23 protein-coding genes are annotated in these 18459 nt (G+C 40.3%); 8 read left to right on the forward strand and 15 right to left on the reverse strand.

Features of this window, described 5'->3' with window-relative positions; all coding sequences use genetic code 11:
- Positions 1-63: 63 nt before the first annotated feature.
- Positions 64-396, reverse strand: a complete 333-nt coding sequence (locus NIE88_RS14480) for a hypothetical protein (RefSeq protein WP_253063176.1) — start codon at positions 394-396, stop codon at positions 64-66.
- A 257-nt stretch (positions 397-653) separates the two neighbouring features.
- On the opposite strand from NIE88_RS14480, the gene NIE88_RS14485 reads away from it, so the two are divergent.
- Positions 654-929, forward strand: a complete 276-nt coding sequence (locus NIE88_RS14485) for a GNAT family N-acetyltransferase (protein ID WP_253063177.1) — start codon at positions 654-656, stop codon at positions 927-929.
- Between the two features lie 109 nt (positions 930-1038).
- Here the strand turns inward: NIE88_RS14485 and NIE88_RS14490 are convergent, their stop codons facing one another.
- Positions 1039-1554 (reverse strand): MerR family transcriptional regulator, encoded by a 516-nt coding sequence (locus NIE88_RS14490; RefSeq protein WP_253063178.1) that lies wholly within the window; start codon positions 1552-1554, stop codon positions 1039-1041.
- Positions 1555-1669: 115 nt separating this feature from the next.
- Positions 1670-2653, reverse strand: coding sequence for a YeiH family protein (locus NIE88_RS14495; protein WP_253063179.1), 984 nt, complete (start codon positions 2651-2653; stop codon positions 1670-1672).
- Positions 2654-3455: 802 nt separating this feature from the next.
- Here NIE88_RS14495 and NIE88_RS14500 point away from each other — a divergent pair.
- Positions 3456-4346: an SDR family oxidoreductase gene (locus tag NIE88_RS14500; protein ID WP_253063180.1), complete on the forward strand. Its 891-nt coding sequence runs from the start codon at positions 3456-3458 to the stop codon at positions 4344-4346.
- A gap of 68 nt (positions 4347-4414) precedes the next feature.
- Here the strand turns inward: NIE88_RS14500 and NIE88_RS14505 are convergent, their stop codons facing one another.
- Positions 4415-4708: a GNAT family N-acetyltransferase gene (locus tag NIE88_RS14505; RefSeq protein WP_309247043.1), complete on the reverse strand. Its 294-nt coding sequence runs from the start codon at positions 4706-4708 to the stop codon at positions 4415-4417.
- A gap of 9 nt (positions 4709-4717) precedes the next feature.
- Positions 4718-5008: a hypothetical protein gene (locus NIE88_RS14515; protein ID WP_253063184.1), complete on the reverse strand. Its 291-nt coding sequence runs from the start codon at positions 5006-5008 to the stop codon at positions 4718-4720.
- 247 nt (positions 5009-5255) lie between these two features.
- Between NIE88_RS14515 and NIE88_RS14520 the strand changes: the two genes are divergently transcribed.
- The 3 genes from NIE88_RS14520 to NIE88_RS14530 all read left to right on the forward strand — a co-directional run bounded on the left by NIE88_RS14520 (position 5256) and on the right by NIE88_RS14530 (position 7521).
- Positions 5256-6425, forward strand: a complete 1170-nt coding sequence (locus NIE88_RS14520; RefSeq protein WP_253063186.1) for a glycosyltransferase family 4 protein — start codon at positions 5256-5258, stop codon at positions 6423-6425.
- Between the two features lie 219 nt (positions 6426-6644).
- Complete coding sequence (locus NIE88_RS14525; RefSeq protein WP_253063188.1) at positions 6645-7082, forward strand: YrvL family regulatory protein; 438 nt, start codon at positions 6645-6647, stop codon at positions 7080-7082.
- 49 nt (positions 7083-7131) lie between these two features.
- A complete protein-coding gene (locus NIE88_RS14530) occupies positions 7132-7521 on the forward strand; it encodes a VOC family protein (protein WP_253063190.1) in 390 nt (129 codons plus the stop codon).
- Here NIE88_RS14530 and NIE88_RS14535 read toward each other — a convergent pair.
- Positions 7518-8462, reverse strand: a complete 945-nt coding sequence (locus NIE88_RS14535; RefSeq protein ID WP_253063192.1) for an NlpC/P60 family protein — start codon at positions 8460-8462, stop codon at positions 7518-7520. The two genes, NIE88_RS14530 and NIE88_RS14535, sit on opposite strands and share 4 nt — an antisense overlap.
- A gap of 225 nt (positions 8463-8687) precedes the next feature.
- The gene (locus NIE88_RS14540; RefSeq protein ID WP_253063194.1) at positions 8688-8879 is read right to left on the reverse strand and encodes a YwbE family protein; all 192 of its coding nucleotides are present in this window, start codon (positions 8877-8879) and stop codon (positions 8688-8690) included.
- Positions 8880-9133: 254 nt separating this feature from the next.
- Between NIE88_RS14540 and NIE88_RS14545 the strand changes: the two genes are divergently transcribed.
- Positions 9134-10042, forward strand: coding sequence for a methyl-accepting chemotaxis protein (locus tag NIE88_RS14545; protein WP_253063196.1), 909 nt, complete (start codon positions 9134-9136; stop codon positions 10040-10042).
- Positions 10043-10205: 163 nt separating this feature from the next.
- Here NIE88_RS14545 and NIE88_RS22615 read toward each other — a convergent pair whose 3' ends face one another.
- From NIE88_RS22615 to NIE88_RS14555, 3 genes are all read right to left on the reverse strand, one after another.
- The gene (locus NIE88_RS22615; protein WP_309247044.1) at positions 10206-10364 is read right to left on the reverse strand and encodes a hypothetical protein; all 159 of its coding nucleotides are present in this window, start codon (positions 10362-10364) and stop codon (positions 10206-10208) included.
- A gap of 55 nt (positions 10365-10419) precedes the next feature.
- Positions 10420-10524: a P1 family peptidase gene (locus tag NIE88_RS22620; protein ID WP_309247045.1), complete on the reverse strand. Its 105-nt coding sequence runs from the start codon at positions 10522-10524 to the stop codon at positions 10420-10422.
- Between the two features lie 89 nt (positions 10525-10613).
- Positions 10614-11813, reverse strand: coding sequence for a hypothetical protein (locus NIE88_RS14555; RefSeq protein WP_253063198.1), 1200 nt, complete (start codon positions 11811-11813; stop codon positions 10614-10616).
- A 140-nt stretch (positions 11814-11953) separates the two neighbouring features.
- On the opposite strand from NIE88_RS14555, the gene NIE88_RS14560 reads away from it, so the two are divergent.
- Positions 11954-12427, forward strand: a complete 474-nt coding sequence (locus NIE88_RS14560) for a glutathione peroxidase (RefSeq protein WP_253063200.1) — start codon at positions 11954-11956, stop codon at positions 12425-12427.
- A 116-nt stretch (positions 12428-12543) separates the two neighbouring features.
- On the opposite strand, the gene htpG is transcribed toward NIE88_RS14560, so the two are convergent.
- The 3 genes from htpG to NIE88_RS14575 all read right to left on the reverse strand — a co-directional run bounded on the left by htpG (position 12544) and on the right by NIE88_RS14575 (position 15674).
- Positions 12544-14427, reverse strand: a complete 1884-nt coding sequence (gene htpG / locus NIE88_RS14565) for a molecular chaperone HtpG (protein ID WP_253063202.1) — start codon at positions 14425-14427, stop codon at positions 12544-12546.
- A 201-nt stretch (positions 14428-14628) separates the two neighbouring features.
- Positions 14629-15351, reverse strand: a complete 723-nt coding sequence (locus NIE88_RS14570; protein WP_253063203.1) for a VanZ family protein — start codon at positions 15349-15351, stop codon at positions 14629-14631.
- Positions 15312-15674, reverse strand: a complete 363-nt coding sequence (locus NIE88_RS14575) for a PadR family transcriptional regulator (RefSeq protein ID WP_253063204.1) — start codon at positions 15672-15674, stop codon at positions 15312-15314. Before NIE88_RS14575 ends, NIE88_RS14570 begins: the two co-directional genes overlap by 40 nt.
- A gap of 147 nt (positions 15675-15821) precedes the next feature.
- Between NIE88_RS14575 and NIE88_RS14580 the strand changes: the two genes are divergently transcribed.
- Positions 15822-16475, forward strand: a complete 654-nt coding sequence (locus NIE88_RS14580; protein WP_253063205.1) for a histidine phosphatase family protein — start codon at positions 15822-15824, stop codon at positions 16473-16475.
- 86 nt (positions 16476-16561) lie between these two features.
- Here the strand turns inward: NIE88_RS14580 and NIE88_RS14585 are convergent, their stop codons facing one another.
- Both NIE88_RS14585 and NIE88_RS14590 read right to left on the reverse strand, forming a co-directional pair.
- The gene (locus NIE88_RS14585; RefSeq protein WP_253063206.1) at positions 16562-17728 is read right to left on the reverse strand and encodes an aminotransferase; all 1167 of its coding nucleotides are present in this window, start codon (positions 17726-17728) and stop codon (positions 16562-16564) included.
- Positions 17728-18228, reverse strand: coding sequence for an Lrp/AsnC family transcriptional regulator (locus NIE88_RS14590; protein WP_253063207.1), 501 nt, complete (start codon positions 18226-18228; stop codon positions 17728-17730). The genes NIE88_RS14585 and NIE88_RS14590 overlap by 1 nt, the downstream gene beginning before the upstream one ends.
- Positions 18229-18459 lie beyond the last annotated feature (231 nt).

The raw sequence follows: 18459 nt of genomic DNA on the forward strand, positions 1-18459 counted from the left end.
TTTCAAAACACTGAAAAAAACGAACTTAAGGTTACCTTAAGTTCGCATTCAACAATTTAACTGTTATTTGCAGCCGCAATGATCGTCATGACGATCATCATCAAAATCAAAACGAGGTCCGAATGATTTAACAGCAACAACATCGTCCAGACAAATATCAATTGTGGAAATCTTATGTTTTCCGCATTCGAACAGTGTCAGCACATTTTTAGACACTCCTGCGAAGAAGCCTTCTACCGGACAGGAGCTCTTCAAAAACACCTTAATAAAATCATTTTTAGAGACACCCTCCAGCAAATCACTACCGTCGCATCCTTTATCGTATTGATTGCCATAGCTGTTGCCACCATAACCGCAACTGGACTGCTGTCCATATACAAAATTGTTCCAACCCATCAATAACTCCTCCTTGATTGTTTATTGAGCTTACATAAATAGCGTATGACATGTCGCTCTGTTGGCTATGGACAGAGTATCTGGTTCATCAGTACATTTTTCGAATCAATCGATTGTAAAAAATCAATTCCTTGTATCGGTTTCACTTGATAAAACGTTTACATTTGTGTTTAAATAAAAGTGAAGATTATTTTGATTAATTTGAAGTAAAATGGCTGGTGAGCGATCACAATAGAAATAGAATCGAGGTTTGACTTATGGAATTAAAAAAAGGAAGCAATCGCTTTTATATTATTGATGGCAATAATGAAATTGGTGAAGTAACCTTTACGGAAGATCAGCCCTCTGTTCTGAGTATTAACCATACTTATGTTGACCCCAAATATAGAGGTCAGCATATTGCACAGAAGCTGATTCAAGCCGTTGTTGACTTGGCGATCTCTGAGCAAAAACAAGTTTCGCCGATTTGCTCATATGCTAAAGTCTCGTTTGAACGAAATCAAGAGTATCAAAGAATTCAATACAGATCTTAACAAAGAGTAATAGTGAAAATCAATCCGGGCCTTGTACTCGTGTAAATTAAATCATGATTTGACAAAAGGACAGATATGCACGAAATAATTGCACATCTGTCCTTTTCAATTAATAACCGAATAACTTAGCTACCAGTCCTTTTTTATGTCTCTTTGTTTCACTAGCTTCCCTCAATCGCATCATCAGTTGTTTATCTCGAAGCTCTATCCTGCGCTCAAACTCCGTACCAAAATTTTCTATAACTCGATCAGCTGCTTGTTTTGCTGCAGATGCGGCAACTTCTTCAATCATTGCATGAATCTCATCAGACGCTAAGCTGACCTCATCACGTCCCGCAACCAGATCATGGGCAACATTAGCAGGAAGCTGTGACAAATCGGTTTTATTGCAAATCGTTTGAGCCGCATCATCAATCGTAAGCCCATTTTTCACCTGTTCAAGCAATTGCCTTATTTTATCGAGGTCTTCGCGAAAATAAATTCTTTGATTACTTTTATTTCTCGTGAACGTATAATCATATTTCTCCAGTGCCATCGTCAAATGTCTGAGTTTGTTTTTAGTAATTTCCAATTTCTCAGAGGCAAGCTTTGTAAAATACCCGATTGTGTCTTCGTCTGCACGCATCGAAATCCCTCCGAATTCTTGTAAGTATAAGCTGTTATACATACCTTACACATTCATCAGGAGTATTCCTACTTAATAAACAATTTTCACTCAAATACTTATCGACGGCTTCTGCTTATAGAAGCCAATATTGGACAAAAATCGAGACCGCAGCAAGTACAAACCAGCAAATCAGGCCGAGCAATATTGGGCGAATTCCATTTTTCAGCAGTTTCACCAAGTTTGTATTTAAACCAATACAGACCATGGCCATAACGATCATGTATTTACCTACATTGACAAGCACATGCAGTAATACCTGCGGAAGTGGAAGAAACGTGCTGATCACCGAAGCAATAGCAAACCAAATAACAAACCATGGGAAAATTTTCACAATTTGATAGGTAGCTGTTTGTCCTTTGCCATTCCGCGCAAAAATAAAGGCGAGTACCAGTGTTACGGGTATAATCATCAGTGTGCGTGTCAGTTTAACAATGACCGCAAGATTTCCAGCACCATGACTGAATGTGTAACCGGCGGCAACAACTGATGAAGTATCATTGATCGCCGTACCTGCCCAAAGACCGAATTGATGATCACTCATTCCAAACAAATGACCAAGAAATGGAAATAAGAACGCAGCCATTACATTAAATAAAAAGATCGTCGAAATCGACTGGGCTACCTCTTCATCCTTTGCGTGAATAACCGGCGCAGTTGCAGCAATCGCAGAACCGCCGCATATTGCTGTTCCGACGCCAATCAATGTCGTTGTTCTACTCTCCGTTTTTAATAATTTTCCGGCAAAATAGGCCGTTAAAAAGGCCGCTGTTAAAGTAAAAATCATTAAGAGCAGTGTTTGTCCGCCGGCCCTGATAATATTGAAGAGATTCAAACCAAAGCCCATCAAAATAATTGAATATTGAAGAACTTTTTTGCCTGTAAATGCAACCCCCGCGTTAAATAAGATCGGTTTTTTCCAAAATGAAAGAATGATTCCGATCAAAATACCCAGTACCGGACTCCCGATGATCGGCAGATAAAGTCCAGCCAGCCAAGCTGGGAGAGCAAGAATTGCTGCAAGAACAATCCCCGGTATTTTTGCCATAATTGAATTCAAAACAGTTCCTCCTCATATTTCTTTTTTACGGGATAGGGTTTATGTAGAAAACCGTCGTCTTACACAATGAGCAGACGTTCGGCCGCGTCATGTTATTAGTTTACATAATTATATTTCTGTTTTCACTCTGCGGCCCTTATCCATCTAAGTAAGAAAACAATTTATCATTGTACATTTTTCTATGTGATCTGTAAACTTTTTAAATCACGTTTCAATTACTTACTTTAGTTCACTAATTACAAAAATTACAAACGTCATTTTCAATTGTTCTGAATTACAGAAGAAGCTAGGAAACAAAACCGTTTATTAATTAACCGATTATTGGAGCTAGAATAATCAGTAAAGCTACACTAATAATCAAGACGCGTGTCAAATTCTCTGGTAGCCTGTGGCGCTGTCTCCCTCGAAAAAATCCATTGAATTGAAGTTTATTTCGATATAGGACAAAAAGAAACATTAAGGTTGCTAAGAATACGAGCAGATATGCTCTGCCGCCAACTGATAAATGCATGAAGTGGTAAATTGAGATAATACCGCATGAGATCAGTGAATCGAAAACAATAATGAGCAGAAAAACACGAAGTAACTCCAATGGACCTCTTATCATCTACCTCATCCTTTTATCACTTAATTATTTTCAATAAAAATTTATCTGCGATGTGTTTCATTTCAGATAATGATTTATGTTCGTCCAAAAGCTAAATTAAGTATACTTTGAATGACACAAAGATGCAGTTGTAAATAAAACGGATGATTTAGCACATCCTATGAATGAGAAAAACAAGCAAAAGAGGGATGATTTATGGTTCAAACAGTTGTTGAAGATCCCACGAAAGAATACACATCAAGCACTTATCCTAAACAGGAACAGCCTGCTCCAGGATTGCAGTCGCGGATGACTCCGGTGCCGGACTGCGGAGAGAAAACCTACAGGGGATCCGGAAGACTTCAAGGGAGAAAAGCTCTGATCACAGGTGGAGATTCCGGAATTGCCCGAGCTGCTGCAATTGCCTATGCGCGGGAAGGCGCAGATGTTGCAATCAATTATCTGCCCTATGAGCAATCAGATGCTGAGGACGTTAAAAGGCTGATTGAGGATGCTGGGAAAAAAGCCGTGCTGATTCCCGGTGACATAACCAGCGAAGCGTTCTGCAAGCAAATGGTTGAGAAAACAGTCCACGAACTTGGCGGCTTGGACACGCTCGCCCTTGTTGCCGGTATGCAGCAGGCGTATAAAAGTATTGCCGAAATCCCTACAGATATTTTACGCAAATCGTTCGAAACAAATGTCTTCTCACTTTATTGGATCGTTAAAGCCGCGTTACCCCATCTTCCAAAAGGCTCTTCAATTATCACCACAAGTTCTGTTCAGGCATACAATCCAAGTCCGGAGCTTCTGAGTTATTCGCCGACAAAAAGTGCGATTGCCGCATTTACCAAGGGTCTCGCGAAGCAATTGATTTCAAAAGGGATCCGCGTTAATTCAATCGCGCCAGGACCGATATGGACGCCGCTTCAAGTATGCGGGGGACAAATTCAAAGCGACATTCCAAAGTTCGGTCAATCTTCTTTATATAAACGTGCCGGACAGCCTGCAGAACTTGCCGGAGTCTATGTCCTGCTGGCATCCGATGAATCCAGCTATGTAACCGGACAAATTTACGGCGTTACAGGCGGATTGCCAATCGCTTAATTTTCTTTCAAGCCTGCAAAAAGCTTGACGGAGCAGCCTGCTTATATTAACCGGCTGCTTTTTATTTATCATTGTGGCTCAATTTGATAACGCATCATCCGTTTCCATTTTGAACGTCTCACCGTTTCGTGAAAACCTGCCTGTTCAAAAACCGATGGAATACCTTTCCAAAGAAAAGCGTCGGGAACTTTTTCATCATAAGGAACTTCAGGATAGGCTTCTATATGTGTCGCTCCTTTCTGACTGCAGTAGTGAATCACAGCTTGAATTAATTCTGAAGACAGCCCTTTTCTGCGATACGGCTTGGCAATGAAAAAGCAGCTGATCGACCATACCGGTTGATCGTCTACTCGTTTGAATATGCGAGACCGCTACAGTCTTTTATATTCTTCTCTGGGAGCCGCCGCACACCATCCAGCTGGCTGACTGTCAATGTAAAGCAAAACACCAACAGGTTGACCATTTTCAACAAGCTGGCGCATCGCCTGCTTGTTTTTCTCCCCTTTCTGCGCCTCAAACTGTGCTTTCTTCAAGCGCCAGTACATGCACCAGCATCCGCCGCATGCTCCCCGCTCGCCGAATAACAGAGCAAAATCATCCCAGTGTTCGCGATCCAGCATATAAGCTTCTATTTTTCTTGTCCTATTTTCATAGATAAGCATGGGGATTCAACCTCCCTAATGATTTTTAATAACGACTAGTTAAAATGATTTTCTTTTTACTATAGCTCAATAGGATAAAACCATTATGGATTCGTTGTATTTTTTACATTTCTTTTGAACCAGATTTACGACATACAGAACAAACTTAATGATCTCTTATTAAACTAGAAGGTGATCATAAACTTCTTCTCGTGAAGCCAAGAGATCCTTATTCATTGACTGACCGATTTAAGGGGGAGATTCATCGATGAAAATTGCTCTTTTTACAGATACCTTTACACCGCAGATTAACGGTGTTGCGAAAACCTTGAATCATCTGACAAAATATTTTGATCGTAAGCAGATAAGCTATACCGTATTTGCACCGTTGAATGTAAAAGACGAAAATAAAAGTAACCATGTACAGAAGCTAAAAAGTATCCCGTTTGCCGTTTATCCCGAATGCCGCCTCGCCGTACCAAATCTTCATCTTGTTAAGAAAACGCTGCTGCATTTCCAGCCGGATCTCATTCATGTAGCGACTCCGTTCACGATGGGATTGCTTGGAAAATATTATGCAAGAAAGCTTAAAATTCCACTTGTAGGCTCCTATCACACGGATTTCGATGCCTATTTAATCTACTACAAAATGGAATTTCTCTCTCCACTATTATGGAATTATCTCCGCTGGTTTCACAATTCACTGCAAAAAACGTTTGTTCCGTCTCATGAAACACTCCAACAGTTGCAGAAAAAACATTTTGAACACTTAAGTATCTGGAGCAGGGGTGTTGACTGTACCTTGTTTCGTCCTGATTGTTATTCAGGCACCATTCGAAACAAATACTCAATTACCGCAAAGCATTTGCTCTGCTTTGCAGGACGGCTGGCGCCCGAAAAAGATATTGATACGCTGCAATCAATTATAGACATCGTAAACACTAAAATCGGAAACCAAGTCCAATGGCTGATTGCCGGTGACGGTCCGCTCGCAAAGGACCTGAAATCTCGGGCAGCCAAGAATGTCCTATTTACCGGTTATTTAACACCTGATGAATTAGCGGCGGTTTATGCCGCTTCTGATTTAATGGTTTTTCCTTCATCAACTGAAACCTTCGGCAATGTTGTCTTGGAATCAATGGCATGCGGAACACCTGTGATCGGCGCAAATGCCGGCGGGGTGAAAAACATTATCACTGATGATCAGAACGGTAAACTGTGTACTCCTAAATCTGCTTGTGAATTTGCTGATGCGCTTATTCCTTTGCTTGAGGATCCGGTCACACGTCACAAAATGAGCCAATGCGCTATAGAACATGCCCGGTCACAAAGCTGGGATCACATTTTTGCTCAGCTTCTCAGCGAATACGCTGAGCTGTTTGAGCACAGATCTGCCAACCTGTTGCGAGTAGGCAAGTCAAACATGATGAACGATTGAGCAACGAACAAACCACGAGAACATCGGCTCATTCTTGATGCCTCACAAGGTTCAACATATTCCACTCCATTCTATCCATTTTTTTAGAAATTAGCCCTCCCTCCTGCTTAAACTTTAACAGCAAATGATTGAGTCAAGCACATTATGTTTTTTCTATGCTATACTTTTAAAATACATAAGCATTTTTCTGAGAAATGATCCAATAATGGAGTGACTTAAATGAAAGATGATGAAAAACGCCTGCCTATCGGCATTAAAATAGTGATTGGCATACTCATTGCATCAATTATCATTGGAGCGCTGCTGATTTCTTTTGGTGCGATCTTTTTCGGCTTTATCGGTATGTTTAACTTGCTGGGCATCTACTACGATAATTTTAATTCCCTTTTTGCCTTTACTATTTTTTATTGCGCATTAAGCCTGTTCAGCGATATACCTTTTAAAGGATCTATTTTCATGATCAATCACTATAAAGCGCATCTTAAGCAGACCAAATGGGTCATTCTTTTCCTTATTGCTCTGTCAATCAACTTCATTCTCATTTCATTTCTTGATGATCAGATGGCTGGTATTTTTATCAGTTCTCGGACAAAGATTGTTGTCTCAGCATTTCTGGCAGCACTTGACCTTGTTGTTGATTCTGAAAAGATTTGCTAGAACAAACTTAGCCGTTCCATGGGATTGTACAAATCAAAGGAGGCGAGTTATGAAGTTTAAAACACCGCAAATTAATCTTTACGTTGAGAACTTGGATGTATCGAAAGCTTTTTATGAAAAACTTGGATTCACTTTAACTTTTACTGCAACAATCGAAGATCAAGCAGTTCATCACGAATTACAGATGGACGGGTTTACCTTAGGTATTGCTACGAAAGACTCTGCCAGAGAAGTTCATGGACTGATTCCCGGTGCTAATTCCGGCTGTGAACTGGTCGTTTGGACGGAAAATACAGATTCAGCAATTCATTACTTATTAAAGAATGGGGCTCAGTTATTATCTGAACCACATGACTTTTTAGGCCATTTGCGATCTGGATGGATCAGAGATCCGGATGGCAATCCGATTCAGGTTGTGTGTAAAAAGAAGAAACTCTAATTATTGCCCATAGCTTCGTACTGAAGATACAGCTTTTGACCGGGAAAAATTCTGATGGTTTCCTTTTGATTTATTTTCTGAAATTTTGTTAAAAAAATCCCGTGACGAGCGAGTATCGACCAAAATGCATCAGCGTTTCTGCTTTTTATGCGTTCATCTGATTGATCTTCCATAGCCTTATTATTCATCGCTGAATCCTTCTCTGAAAAAGGAAATTTTGGCGTGTCATGCGGAGCCTTATACCGCAACTTTTGACCAGGTATGATCAAATCGCTTGATAATTGATTAAGTGCCTTCAATTCTGAAATCGGCACAGAAACATGCTGGCTGATTTCCGATAACGTATCTCCTGTTTTGACCGTATAGATGGTATCATTCATTGACTTGGCATGAGAACGTTCAAGCAGATTCCCAAGGGACTGTTCACTTTTTTTCGCTGATAAATCAAGACTTGTGTTATCAGCTTTTGCATGGACATAAGTCTTTACACTGCCAAACGCTTTGCGTTGCAGCCTGCGTCCAGTTACAAATCTTGGTTCCCAATAACTTGCCGGGCCTGCACCAAATATCTGAGTCTCTCGAACTCCTGTCTTCTTGTTCTCAGAGCTGATCATCCATCCTCCACCAACATAGATGCCTACGTGGGAAATTCCTTCGCCGGATGTATTGAAGAAAACTAAATCCCCCGGCTTCAGATTGCTTTTACTGACCCGTGTGCCAAATCTCGCTTGCTGTACCGAGCTGTGCGGTAAGTCAATCCCCAGCTTTCCAAACACCTTTTTCGTGAATCCCGAGCAATCATTTTGCCCCCATTGATATGGTCTATTCAATTCCTTCTTGGCAAGAACAACCGAATCCTCAGCAAAGGCGATCTGACTAGTCAACGTTCCGGACAGAACGACACCGCTGGCAAGCGCAATAGGTATGATCGGTTTTTTCATAAGCTGTACCTCCCAGATGATTGACATCCCAATTGCTATGGGACACGCACTCGTGCAAAATCTTACCGGTCTGAGAAATTGCTCTCTCTATAAATAAGATGACAAATCCGATCTTCTTATTACAAGAAGAGAGATATGTCGTGTGGAAGTAAACTTTCTAAATATAGGACAGGATTGTTTTTTTGCGGGGAACGAAACAACCATGCAGAAAGGTTTTCCAAGCACTTATCTGATCTCTTTAACCCGACCGACAATTCCATTTTCCAGCATAACCTTAATGCCGTGATGATGAACCGCCGAATTTGTCAAAATCCGTTTAACCACTCCTTTAGTCAGCTTACCCGTCCTTTGATCCTGCTTCTGCACAACCATCACCGTTGCCCCAATATGAATATCCGCGCGTTTTGTGCCATCCATTTAAATCATCCCTTAAAAACCTGATTTTCTGTGGTGTTTCTACTTACATTATAAATGATACCTGGACTATTTAAAAAAATTTCTACTTGGACATAAACGCACTGAAATAGCAAGTAATTTCGCTCAAGAATAAAACGAATGAGCCAAAAATAATATCATTTCTAAACATAGTGTGACAAATAGCACTAATTTGCGTCAATTAGTTAAAACAGTGCTATAATTCCTTCATCAGTTTAACAAGGGAGCATTTCATTATGTCACAGATACAAGAAAATTTTAATCTCAGTCTTCTGAGTACAGCAATTGATAAGAATTTGGCTTTAATCAGTTTCAATACAAAACATAAAGTAATTTATGTAAACTCTAATTTTGCACATACACTCAATTACAAACAGGATGAGATGATTGGTATGGATCACTCATCATTGTGTTTTCCTTCCTTTACTGACAGTCCGGAGTATATGATCTTTTGGAAAAGTTTATTGGACGGAAAAAGTTATCAAGATAAGATTGAGCGCAAGAATAAACAAGGTGAGTCTGTATGGCTTGAAGCCACCTATATGCCCATCTATGATGCAGCGAAGCAAAAGGTTATCGGCGTTTTGAAAGTCGCAACAGATATAACACAGCGAGAAAAACAGATAAGAAAATTCACGCAAGAGCTCAGTGAAATGGCGGCTGAATTAAATGCTCAGTCTACCGATGGAAACAGTAAAAATCATGATTTATTAAATGAGATTGACAGAATTGAAACGTATTCAAACGCAAATACCGAAAAATTGGCAGTACTTCAAACACAGGCAAAACAAATCCGCGGAATTGTCGATGTTATTAAGCAGATATCCGATCAAACGAACATTTTAGCAATTAACGCCGCTATTGAAGGTTCGCATGCCGGTGATACCGGACGGGGATTTGTCGTTGTCGCAAAGGAATTGCAGAAACTTTCAGACCAAGTAAAACAATCGATTAAACAAGTTGAAGAACAGGCTTCTTCGATTATTTCCAGTGTTGATGAAATGACACAAGGAACAGAAATGGTGCAAAAGAATGTTCATGAGAGCCGTGAAAATGTTGCGTCGGCAGTTCAATCCTTTAAAGATATTGCCAATGCTGCTAATGCATTAGATAAGCATTCCAATCAATACCAGCAGATTCTCTAAATGAGTGCCTGTTTTGATCTGTAATGAATAAACAAATATACTGGAGGCTGGCGTTGCATTGGTGCCAGCCATTTTTTTTACTGCTTTGATAACGAATTCACTCATGATACCAATTTAACAATATTTTCCAATATTGTATACTTACAACTTTTGACTGAATGCGCTAGTCGGTTCCTGCACCGACTGCTCCCTCTGTAAAGCCAGTTTCGGCCGCGTTGATTGCCTTACAAACATGTTTTTCTTTGACCGCCGTCCCGACACTAAAGGTATTCGTAAATACAATCGGCGTTTCGAATGATCCAAGCTCGTTTACTTGGATCAGCCCTACACTCTTTTTCCAAAACCATTGATCACGTGTGCCGCCGCCAGAAGCTTGTTCAAAAACAGATTGTCCTGCTGAGGCAAATTGCGGTCATTCCTGTCTTGACTTTGTCCGAACTAATCGTTGTATGGCCGACCGTGACACCGAAAACATCGGTGATTAAGCCTCACTCATTTCATCATAAAGCGGTTTGCTTAGTCCCATGGCCTACATCTCCTTGTCAAGAATCCATTCACTGGCACTGTGCATTTATTCAAAGTCGGGCATGTTGACTAAAAAAATGTAATTGCCTCGAACGGCAATGTCTCCTTTATAGCATCGAAACCGGCCGCTGTTCGCGTCAATGATGCGCACAAATTCTTGGTAGTTTGCACCGTCCTCATTCTCAGACCAATACCGTGTATAAATTGCTGATCCGATTTGGATGATGAAAGATTCATGAGCGACTGCGGCAAATTGACAGCTCTGCCTGCTTGGAAAAAGTTGAACAATTTCAGCATTTTCTTCTGTTTCATCAAATTTTTCTTGGTAAACTAAGCAGTTTTCCACATCCCCATTTAACCGGTCCCAATCTTTTCTTAAAGTAAAAGTCCGTATTTGTGCTGGTTCAAAATCCCTTTTGTCTGCTGAAAAAATCGACACCGTATCGTCACCAAAATTGTGAACACGATAAAAAATATGTGTCTCATTCATTCCGACATATCTTGTATTTCCCGACCATTCGGATTGATGCAGTATTTTAAATGGAAGCTGTTGGCCCGTTTTTACTGCTTCAACAAATTTTTCCAAAGTAATGATGTTGATGCTTTCACGATACCCATGATTGAAAAAATCCTCTTTTTTAATTCCCTTATTGAATGCATCTTCGAGTTCATAGTCATCCATATAGGCTTCCTCAAAAAGAAGATGGATTTTATTTTCTACATGAAACGGAACCAGATAATCGCGAAACCCGAGTCGCAGCTTAGCATCATTCACCGGATATTCTCTTTGATATTTAAGATCAAGCAAAGAACAGCTTTGATAGTCACCACAAATCTCTTTATGTACATCAAAATTTTCATCATCCGGTTCAAGATCCTCAGTGAGCAACGCATAGTGCCCATCAAGAATCGTCACATTTACTTCTCTTTGCATGCAGATTAATTGTTTTACAGCACCGTTCGTTACATTAAGCGAATAAATCGACGTCTTATTTGGTTCGGAAACATCCGTTAATAACCGATCGCCATCAAGCAGGTATGAATAGCCGTACGTACCAACATTGCACGGAACACCAACTGTATTCAGTGGTCTTTCGAATTCTGTCCTTGTGTTAAAGATAGAAAAGAATCGCATCGTACCTGAAGCTTCTTGCCTTAATCGAGTCAGGATGTATTGATCATCATTCACCGATGTTACTTCAACCAATAACTCTTGATCGTCTCTCAAATCAATGAATCTTTTCAAACGGTTTTCCCCTTTGCCTAAGTACTTCTATTAAAAAGTCTATCACAATTTTTTATACTCTGACGCAAGTTCTTTGCAGATTGCGCAGGAACGGCCTAGACTATAGATAACCCTGACAAACTTAGAAAGAAGGATAGCTCATGACCCTCTATGATTATTCGTTCTCGAAGCTCACAGGAAGTAAGACAATACCTTTGTCTGATTATCGAAATCAAGTGCTTCTCATCGTCAATACTGCAAGTAAATGCGGCTTCACACCTCAATATGAGGGTTTGGAAAAACTGTACGAGACGTATAAGGATCAAGGTTTTACGGTACTTGGTTTTCCCAGTGACAGCTTTTTCAATCAAGAATTTGCCGACAATGAAAAAACCGCCGAATTCTGCAAACTGAATTACGGTGTTACGTTCCCTCTCTTTCAAAAGTCAAAAATGAAAGGAAAAGAAATGAACCCGCTCTTTCATGATTTGTTAGAAGAATCAGGTGAGAAAAAGATTACTTGGAACTTCAATAAATTTCTAATTGGTCGTGACGGTAGCGTGATGCACTATTATGGCTCACGAACAAAACCGGAAGCGATTGAAAACGAGATTCAGTTATTGCTGAAAAAGTGAACGTCCTCTGTATATCTGAATGAATAATTAATAAATCAGCAGAATGACCTTGAATTTAGAAAAAAACTGCTTATCTCCATTTATTCGGAGAGATAAGCAGTTTTTGCTAAGGTCAATCAGCCCATCAATTCGCAAATATTATTCGAGAATGCAACCGGATCTTGAACTGGAAGACCTTCGATTAGAAGTGCTTGATTATAAAGCAGATTGGTATAAAGATCAACCTTAGGCTGATCATTCAAATCGTAAGCAGTTTTAAGTGCTTTAAACACATTGTGGTTTGTGTTAATTTCAAGAATTTTGTCTGCCTTGACGTTTTCATTGTTCGGCATCTGATTCAGCACTTTTTCCATCTCAATCGACACTTCACCTTCGGTTGCAAAGCATACCGGGTAGGATTTGAGACGTTTGGAAGCGCGCACGCCTTTGACCTTGTCGAAAAGCACATCTTTCATTTTATCAAACAGACCTTTGTTTGCCTTTTCTTCGGCTTCATCTTGCTTCTTGTCCTTCTCGTCTTCAATACCAAGGTCACTGCTCGATACCGACTTGAATTCTTTTTCCTTATATTTCTGAAGCATTTTGATCGCGAATTCATCAATGTCCTCAGTAAAATAGATTATTTCATAGCCTTTATCGGCAACGAGTTCGGTTTGCGGCAGTTTATCGATCTTGTCGTTCGTCTCGCCGACAGCATAATAGATGTATTTCTGTTCTTCAGGCATGCGCGAAACGTACTCATCCAGAGTAACCATTTTCTTTTCTTTCGATGAATAGAACATCAAAAGGTCCTGAAGATCGTCCTTATGCTGACCGTAATTCGAGTAAACGCCATATTTCAATTGGCGTCCAAAGGCCTTGTAGAACGTTTCATATTTCTCGCGATCTTCTTTAAACAGTTTTTCAAGCTCTTTTCTGATCTTGTGATTAATATTCTTGGCGATCAGTTTCAGCTGCTTGTCCTGTTGGAGAATTTCACGTGAAATGTTCAGCGACAGATCTTCGGAATCCACCATCCCTTTGACAAAGCTGAAATAATCCGGGAGAAGATCGGCGCATTTTTCCATAATCATGACGCCGTTCGAATACAGTTCCAGCCCTTTCTCATATTCCTTCGAATAGTAATCAAACGGAATACTTTCCGGAATATACAGAATCGCGTGATAGCGGATCATGCCATCGGCTTGTATATTGATATAACGAAGCGGTTTGTCAAAACCATAATGCTTCTCCATATAGAAGTTTTCGTAATCTTCATCCTTCAGCTCCGATTTATTCTTGCGCCAAATAGGCACCATGCTGTTAATGGTCTGAATTTCCTTAACCTCTTCAAACTCTTTCTCGTTGTCCTTTTTCGGCCGGCTTTCGGTCACTTCCATCTTAATTGGGTAGCGAATGAAATCGGAATACTTTTTGATGATCTGCCGCAAGCGATATTCTTCGAGATATTCGCTGTACTTCTCATCCTCGGTGTCTTCTTTCAATTTTAAAATGATATCCGTGCCTACGGAATCTTTTTCGACCGGAGTAATGGTGTATCCGTCCGCGCCCTCGGATTCCCACTTGTACGCTTGATCACTGTCCAACGCTTTACTGATCACAGTCACCTTATCGGCAACCATGAATGAAGAATAGAATCCAACACCAAATTGACCAATAATATCATGATCGTCTTTGGACTCGTTTTCCGTTTTAAATTTCAAAGAACCGCTTTGTGCAATGGTTCCGAGATTATCTTCAAGCTCTTCCTCAGTCATACCGATTCCGGTATCAGAGATTGTCAGTGTTCGATTCTCCTTATCGGGAGTGATTTGAATATAGTAACTGTCTTTGTCAAAATTTACTTTGTCATCGGTAAGCGCGCGATAGTAAATTTTGTCCATCGCATCGCTTGAGTTCGAGATGATCTCTCTTAGAAATATTTCCTTCTGTGAATAGATCGAGTGGATCATCATATCCAGCAATTTTTTGGATTCTGCCTTAAACTCTTTCGTGGCCATTAGTAATCCCCTTTCTCGTGCATCTCTATACGAATTGGTTGTTTACGTAACGATTAGCACTCATCAATAAGGAGTGCTAATACTATTTTTATAGCTCATACAGCGTTATTTGTCAAATGAATGAAGGTAAAAATAGAATTAAAAAGCATCCCGTTGCTGAGAAGTTTAACTGATTACACGATGAAAAAAGGTGACTCCATTTTATGCATGCATTCTAAACCATTTCCTGTTTAATCCTTTTAATGACACAAAAAAAGCATAGCCAGTAACCGATCCAATCATATACAAGATAATTTCATCAATATCCATTATTCCATATCGAAAGAAAAATTGCAGAATTTCAATCGCTGCACCTACGATCAATGTTATTTTAATCACTTGAAGTAAACTTCTATACCGTTTGAATACAATAGGCAGAAAAATTCCAAGCGGAACAAATAATATAGAATTACTCAATAGAAGTTCTGCTGCTTGAAACATAGATATGTACTCGCTATTCAGGTAAGATGAAATCGTTTTAAAAGGAATAAAATTAGTCGTTGAATAGAAAAAATAATTGTTTGGGGCCCATACAAATGAGTTATAAAATTGATTGTGAAGCAGCCGATCAATAATTTTGCGTACAATAACTATCCATAAAATGGTGGAAACATAGAAAACAAACATGACTCGGACGAAAACCAGAAATGATTTCTTGTATGGGGAGAACGAATGATTCAACCCTTTTTTTAATTCATTCCCCCTTCCAAAACACCGAATTGCCGTATCGACAGCTTCTTTTTCAGAAAGCCCTTTGCCCATATACTCTTCTTTGAGCAGTTGCAGATGCTGACCCATTTCTTCCTGGAGATCCTTCTTCTCCGTTTCATCACAATCCAGTTCACTTATAATCTCGCTGATATAAACCGCAAACTTTTTATCCATGCTGTCCCCTCCGTACACACTTTGATTAATCGACTGACTTGGTGCCATTCTTTCAATTTAGCATTTAGCGCTTTTTTCCCGTGATCCGTCAATGTGTAATATTTGCGTCTTCCGCCTTCATCCGAGTCACCCCAATACGAGTGAATCCATTCTTTTCGTTCAAGTCGTTTCAATGCTGGGTACAGGGTACCCTCGCTCATTTCATAAAGATCCCGACTGGATGCTTTCAGTTGCTTCACCATTTCATAACCATATGTGTCTTTCTTTCCAATTAATGAAAGGATAAGTATATCAATACTGCCTCTCATAATCTCTTTATCCATGAGATCACCTCTTTTATTAATTATAGTTTCTTTATACATCGTTATGCAAGGTATTATATGATATTATTTTGTTAATCGTTTACATCATGATTTGACCGTGATACGATGATGGCAATGATGGCATACTAAAAATGATTGGGTGAAAAAATGAAAACATTCTATATCGTTCGCCACGGAGAAACACTATTAAATTTATTGAATCGATCGCAAGGTTGGGCGGATTCACCTTTGACCAAAAAGGGCATCCGGCAGGCGGTTAATTTGGGAGAAAAAGTGCGGCAACAGGCCATTACTTTCGACGCTGCTTTTTCGAGTGATACCGGCAGAGCACGTCAAACTGCTCAAGTCATTCTCGATCATTCGGGAAATGGTGAAACACCAATTAAAGAACTTTTTGATTTAAGAGAAGCATCATTTGGCCTTTTTGAAGGCGCGGATAACGATGAGATGTGGGAAGAAGGCGGAAAAGCCGTCGGCGAACCGGACATGAGCCGCAAATCACCAATTGATCAGAAAATTAAAGCACTTACGGGGATTAAAAAACTGGATACGATTGATTATGCCGAAGATTTTCACGATCTGAAAAGGCGTATTCTCGCACTTAAGCATACAATGATGCAGACTGAGGCTGCAAATATCCTTGTTGTTACCCACTCTCTCTATATTTGCTGCATGCTGTATGTACTGATTGGCGAAGACTTAACGATTGGCAAGGTACCCAATTGTAGTGTAACAAAAATGACTTATAACTCCAATAAGAATTTTAAACTGGAATACATCGGCAGAACCCAAGAATTATAACTGTGGTATAAAACAGTCAATTCATGTATTGACTATTCCATCTTAAAAGCCGTTCCCGACTCATCATCGGAAACGGCTTTTTTCTTTTATAGTTTTTCAACAAATCGACACATCCGCTTCATCGCTTCCTGGAGCTGACTCATCGATGTGGCGTAGGAGCAGCGCACATGTCCTTCACCACTGTCACCGAACGCGTTGCCGGGAACCACGACGACACGTTCTTCTTGAAGTAAGCGCGTTGCAAATGTTTCAGAGTTCATACCGGTTGCCTCAATACTTGGAAACGTATAAAACGCTCCCTCAGGTTTGTGACACGGCAGCCCAATCTCGTTCAGTGATTGCACCATGTAATTGCGCCTTTGCCGATAACTTTTGCGCATATCAGCCATATCCGCCCGCCCATTGCGCAATCCTTCCAGTCCTGCATGCTGCGCCATTGTTGAGGCACACATAATCGCATATTGATGAATTTTCAGCATGCCTTGCGAGATCTCCTGCGGCGCGCAAACAAAGCCCAAGCGCCATCCGGTCATCGCCAAATCCTTTGAAAATCCGCTCACTAAAATTGTCCGTTCCTTCATTCCTTCAAGTGCGGCAAAGCTTGTATATAAATCATCGTAAACAAGTTCCGCATAGATCTCATCGGAAAGAATCAGTAAATCATGTTTCTTTGCAACATCCGCAATACGTTCCATTTCAATCTTGCTGAGCATCGACCCGGTCGGATTATTCGGTGAACAGATCATGATTGCTTTCGTCCGGTCAGTCACTGCAGCTTCAAACTGTTCCGGTTGTACTTTGAAATCATTTTCTTTTTCTGTTTCAACGATGACCGGGACACCTCCTGCCAGTGTCACAAGCGGTGCATAGGATACAAAGCATGGCTCAACGACAAGCACTTCATCCCCAGGATCGAGAATGGCGCGCAGTGCGATATCAATCGCCTCACTCGCCCCGACAGTGACGGTGATTTCATGTTCCGGATTGTAGGACACACAGTAATAGTCATCCACATATTTCGCAATTGCCTCACGTAATTCAATCATTCCTGCGTTGGCCGTATACGACGTATAACCGTCTTCCAACGACAGAATCGCGGCTTCGCGGACATTCCAGGGGGTGACAAAATCCGGTTCGCCGACACCAAGTGAAATAACATCAGTCATGCCTGTTGTCGCGTCAAAAAATTTCCGAATCCCTGAGGGCTTTAATGTTCGGACATTCTTTGCTAAATAAGAAGTTTTAATCGCCATCATGGAGACACCACAATTCGTTTATCCCGATCATCTGAATCGTACACAGTTCCATCATGTTTGAACTTTTTCAAAACAAAATGGGTTGTCGTAGAGATCACTCCGTCGATCGTAGACAATTTCTGAGTGACAAAGTGTGCCACTTCATTGACGGATTGTCCCTCGACCTGTACCGAGAGATCATAGGTCCCGGACATAAGATAAACCGATTTAACTTCCCTGTGACGGTAGATACGCTCGGCAACATCGTCGAAACCCACATCGCGTTTCGGAGTTACTTTAACATCAATCATTGCTGTAACGTCTTGATGTCCGTCAATTTTCGTCCAATCGACAAGCGAAACATAACGGACAATGACCTTTTCATTCTCAAGTTTTTTTACTATTTGATGAATCTGATCCACACTTAAATTCATCATCTTTGAAAGTTCATCATTTGTAAGCCGTGCATCCTTTTCCAGTATTTCTGCGACTTCAATTTCTGTTGCTGTAAGTTTCACCTTATCAATCCTCTCTGAACCTTCTCGCATTGCTGACTTACAGACATTATATAACGGTACAAGATCTCTAACCACTCTTTTCAAGTAAAAAATCAAAACCGTTGATTCACTTTTTACAACTCAAATATGTGCCACTGACTGTCTTCAAGTAACAATTGGAAAAATAGTTTCAATACAGTATACTAAAAGGTAATAATGTTTTCATCGATATTAATGGTTAATGAGTGCGCA

It is taken from the genome of Sporolactobacillus shoreicorticis, from assembly GCF_024125445.1.
Lineage (GTDB): Bacteria > Bacillota > Bacilli > Bacillales > Sporolactobacillaceae > Sporolactobacillus > Sporolactobacillus shoreicorticis.

What these genes read in the sequence shown, in the direction of transcription:
- NIE88_RS14580 (WP_253063205.1), top strand. Translation starts at nt 15,822, where the DNA reads ATGAAAACATTCTATATCGTTCGCCACGGAGAAACACTATTAAATTTA.
- NIE88_RS14490 (WP_253063178.1), bottom strand. Translation starts at nt 1,554, where the DNA reads ATGCGTGCAGACGAAGACACAATCGGGTATTTTACAAAGCTTGCCTCT.
- NIE88_RS14570 (WP_253063203.1), bottom strand. Translation starts at nt 15,351, where the DNA reads ATGGATAAAAAGTTTGCGGTTTATATCAGCGAGATTATAAGTGAACTG.
- NIE88_RS14500 (WP_253063180.1), top strand. Translation starts at nt 3,456, where the DNA reads ATGGTTCAAACAGTTGTTGAAGATCCCACGAAAGAATACACATCAAGC.
- htpG (WP_253063202.1), bottom strand. Translation starts at nt 14,427, where the DNA reads ATGGCCACGAAAGAGTTTAAGGCAGAATCCAAAAAATTGCTGGATATG.
- NIE88_RS14525 (WP_253063188.1), top strand. Translation starts at nt 6,645, where the DNA reads ATGAAAGATGATGAAAAACGCCTGCCTATCGGCATTAAAATAGTGATT.
- NIE88_RS14480 (WP_253063176.1), bottom strand. Translation starts at nt 396, where the DNA reads ATGGGTTGGAACAATTTTGTATATGGACAGCAGTCCAGTTGCGGTTAT.
- NIE88_RS14585 (WP_253063206.1), bottom strand. Translation starts at nt 17,728, where the DNA reads ATGGCGATTAAAACTTCTTATTTAGCAAAGAATGTCCGAACATTAAAG.
- NIE88_RS14530 (WP_253063190.1), top strand. Translation starts at nt 7,132, where the DNA reads ATGAAGTTTAAAACACCGCAAATTAATCTTTACGTTGAGAACTTGGAT.
- NIE88_RS14515 (WP_253063184.1), bottom strand. Translation starts at nt 5,008, where the DNA reads ATGCTTATCTATGAAAATAGGACAAGAAAAATAGAAGCTTATATGCTG.
- NIE88_RS14575 (WP_253063204.1), bottom strand. Translation starts at nt 15,674, where the DNA reads ATGGATAAAGAGATTATGAGAGGCAGTATTGATATACTTATCCTTTCA.
- NIE88_RS14535 (WP_253063192.1), bottom strand. Translation starts at nt 8,462, where the DNA reads ATGAAAAAACCGATCATACCTATTGCGCTTGCCAGCGGTGTCGTTCTG.
- NIE88_RS14540 (WP_253063194.1), bottom strand. Translation starts at nt 8,879, where the DNA reads ATGGATGGCACAAAACGCGCGGATATTCATATTGGGGCAACGGTGATG.
- NIE88_RS14485 (WP_253063177.1), top strand. Translation starts at nt 654, where the DNA reads ATGGAATTAAAAAAAGGAAGCAATCGCTTTTATATTATTGATGGCAAT.
- NIE88_RS14560 (WP_253063200.1), top strand. Translation starts at nt 11,954, where the DNA reads ATGACCCTCTATGATTATTCGTTCTCGAAGCTCACAGGAAGTAAGACA.
- NIE88_RS14545 (WP_253063196.1), top strand. Translation starts at nt 9,134, where the DNA reads ATGTCACAGATACAAGAAAATTTTAATCTCAGTCTTCTGAGTACAGCA.
- NIE88_RS14520 (WP_253063186.1), top strand. Translation starts at nt 5,256, where the DNA reads ATGAAAATTGCTCTTTTTACAGATACCTTTACACCGCAGATTAACGGT.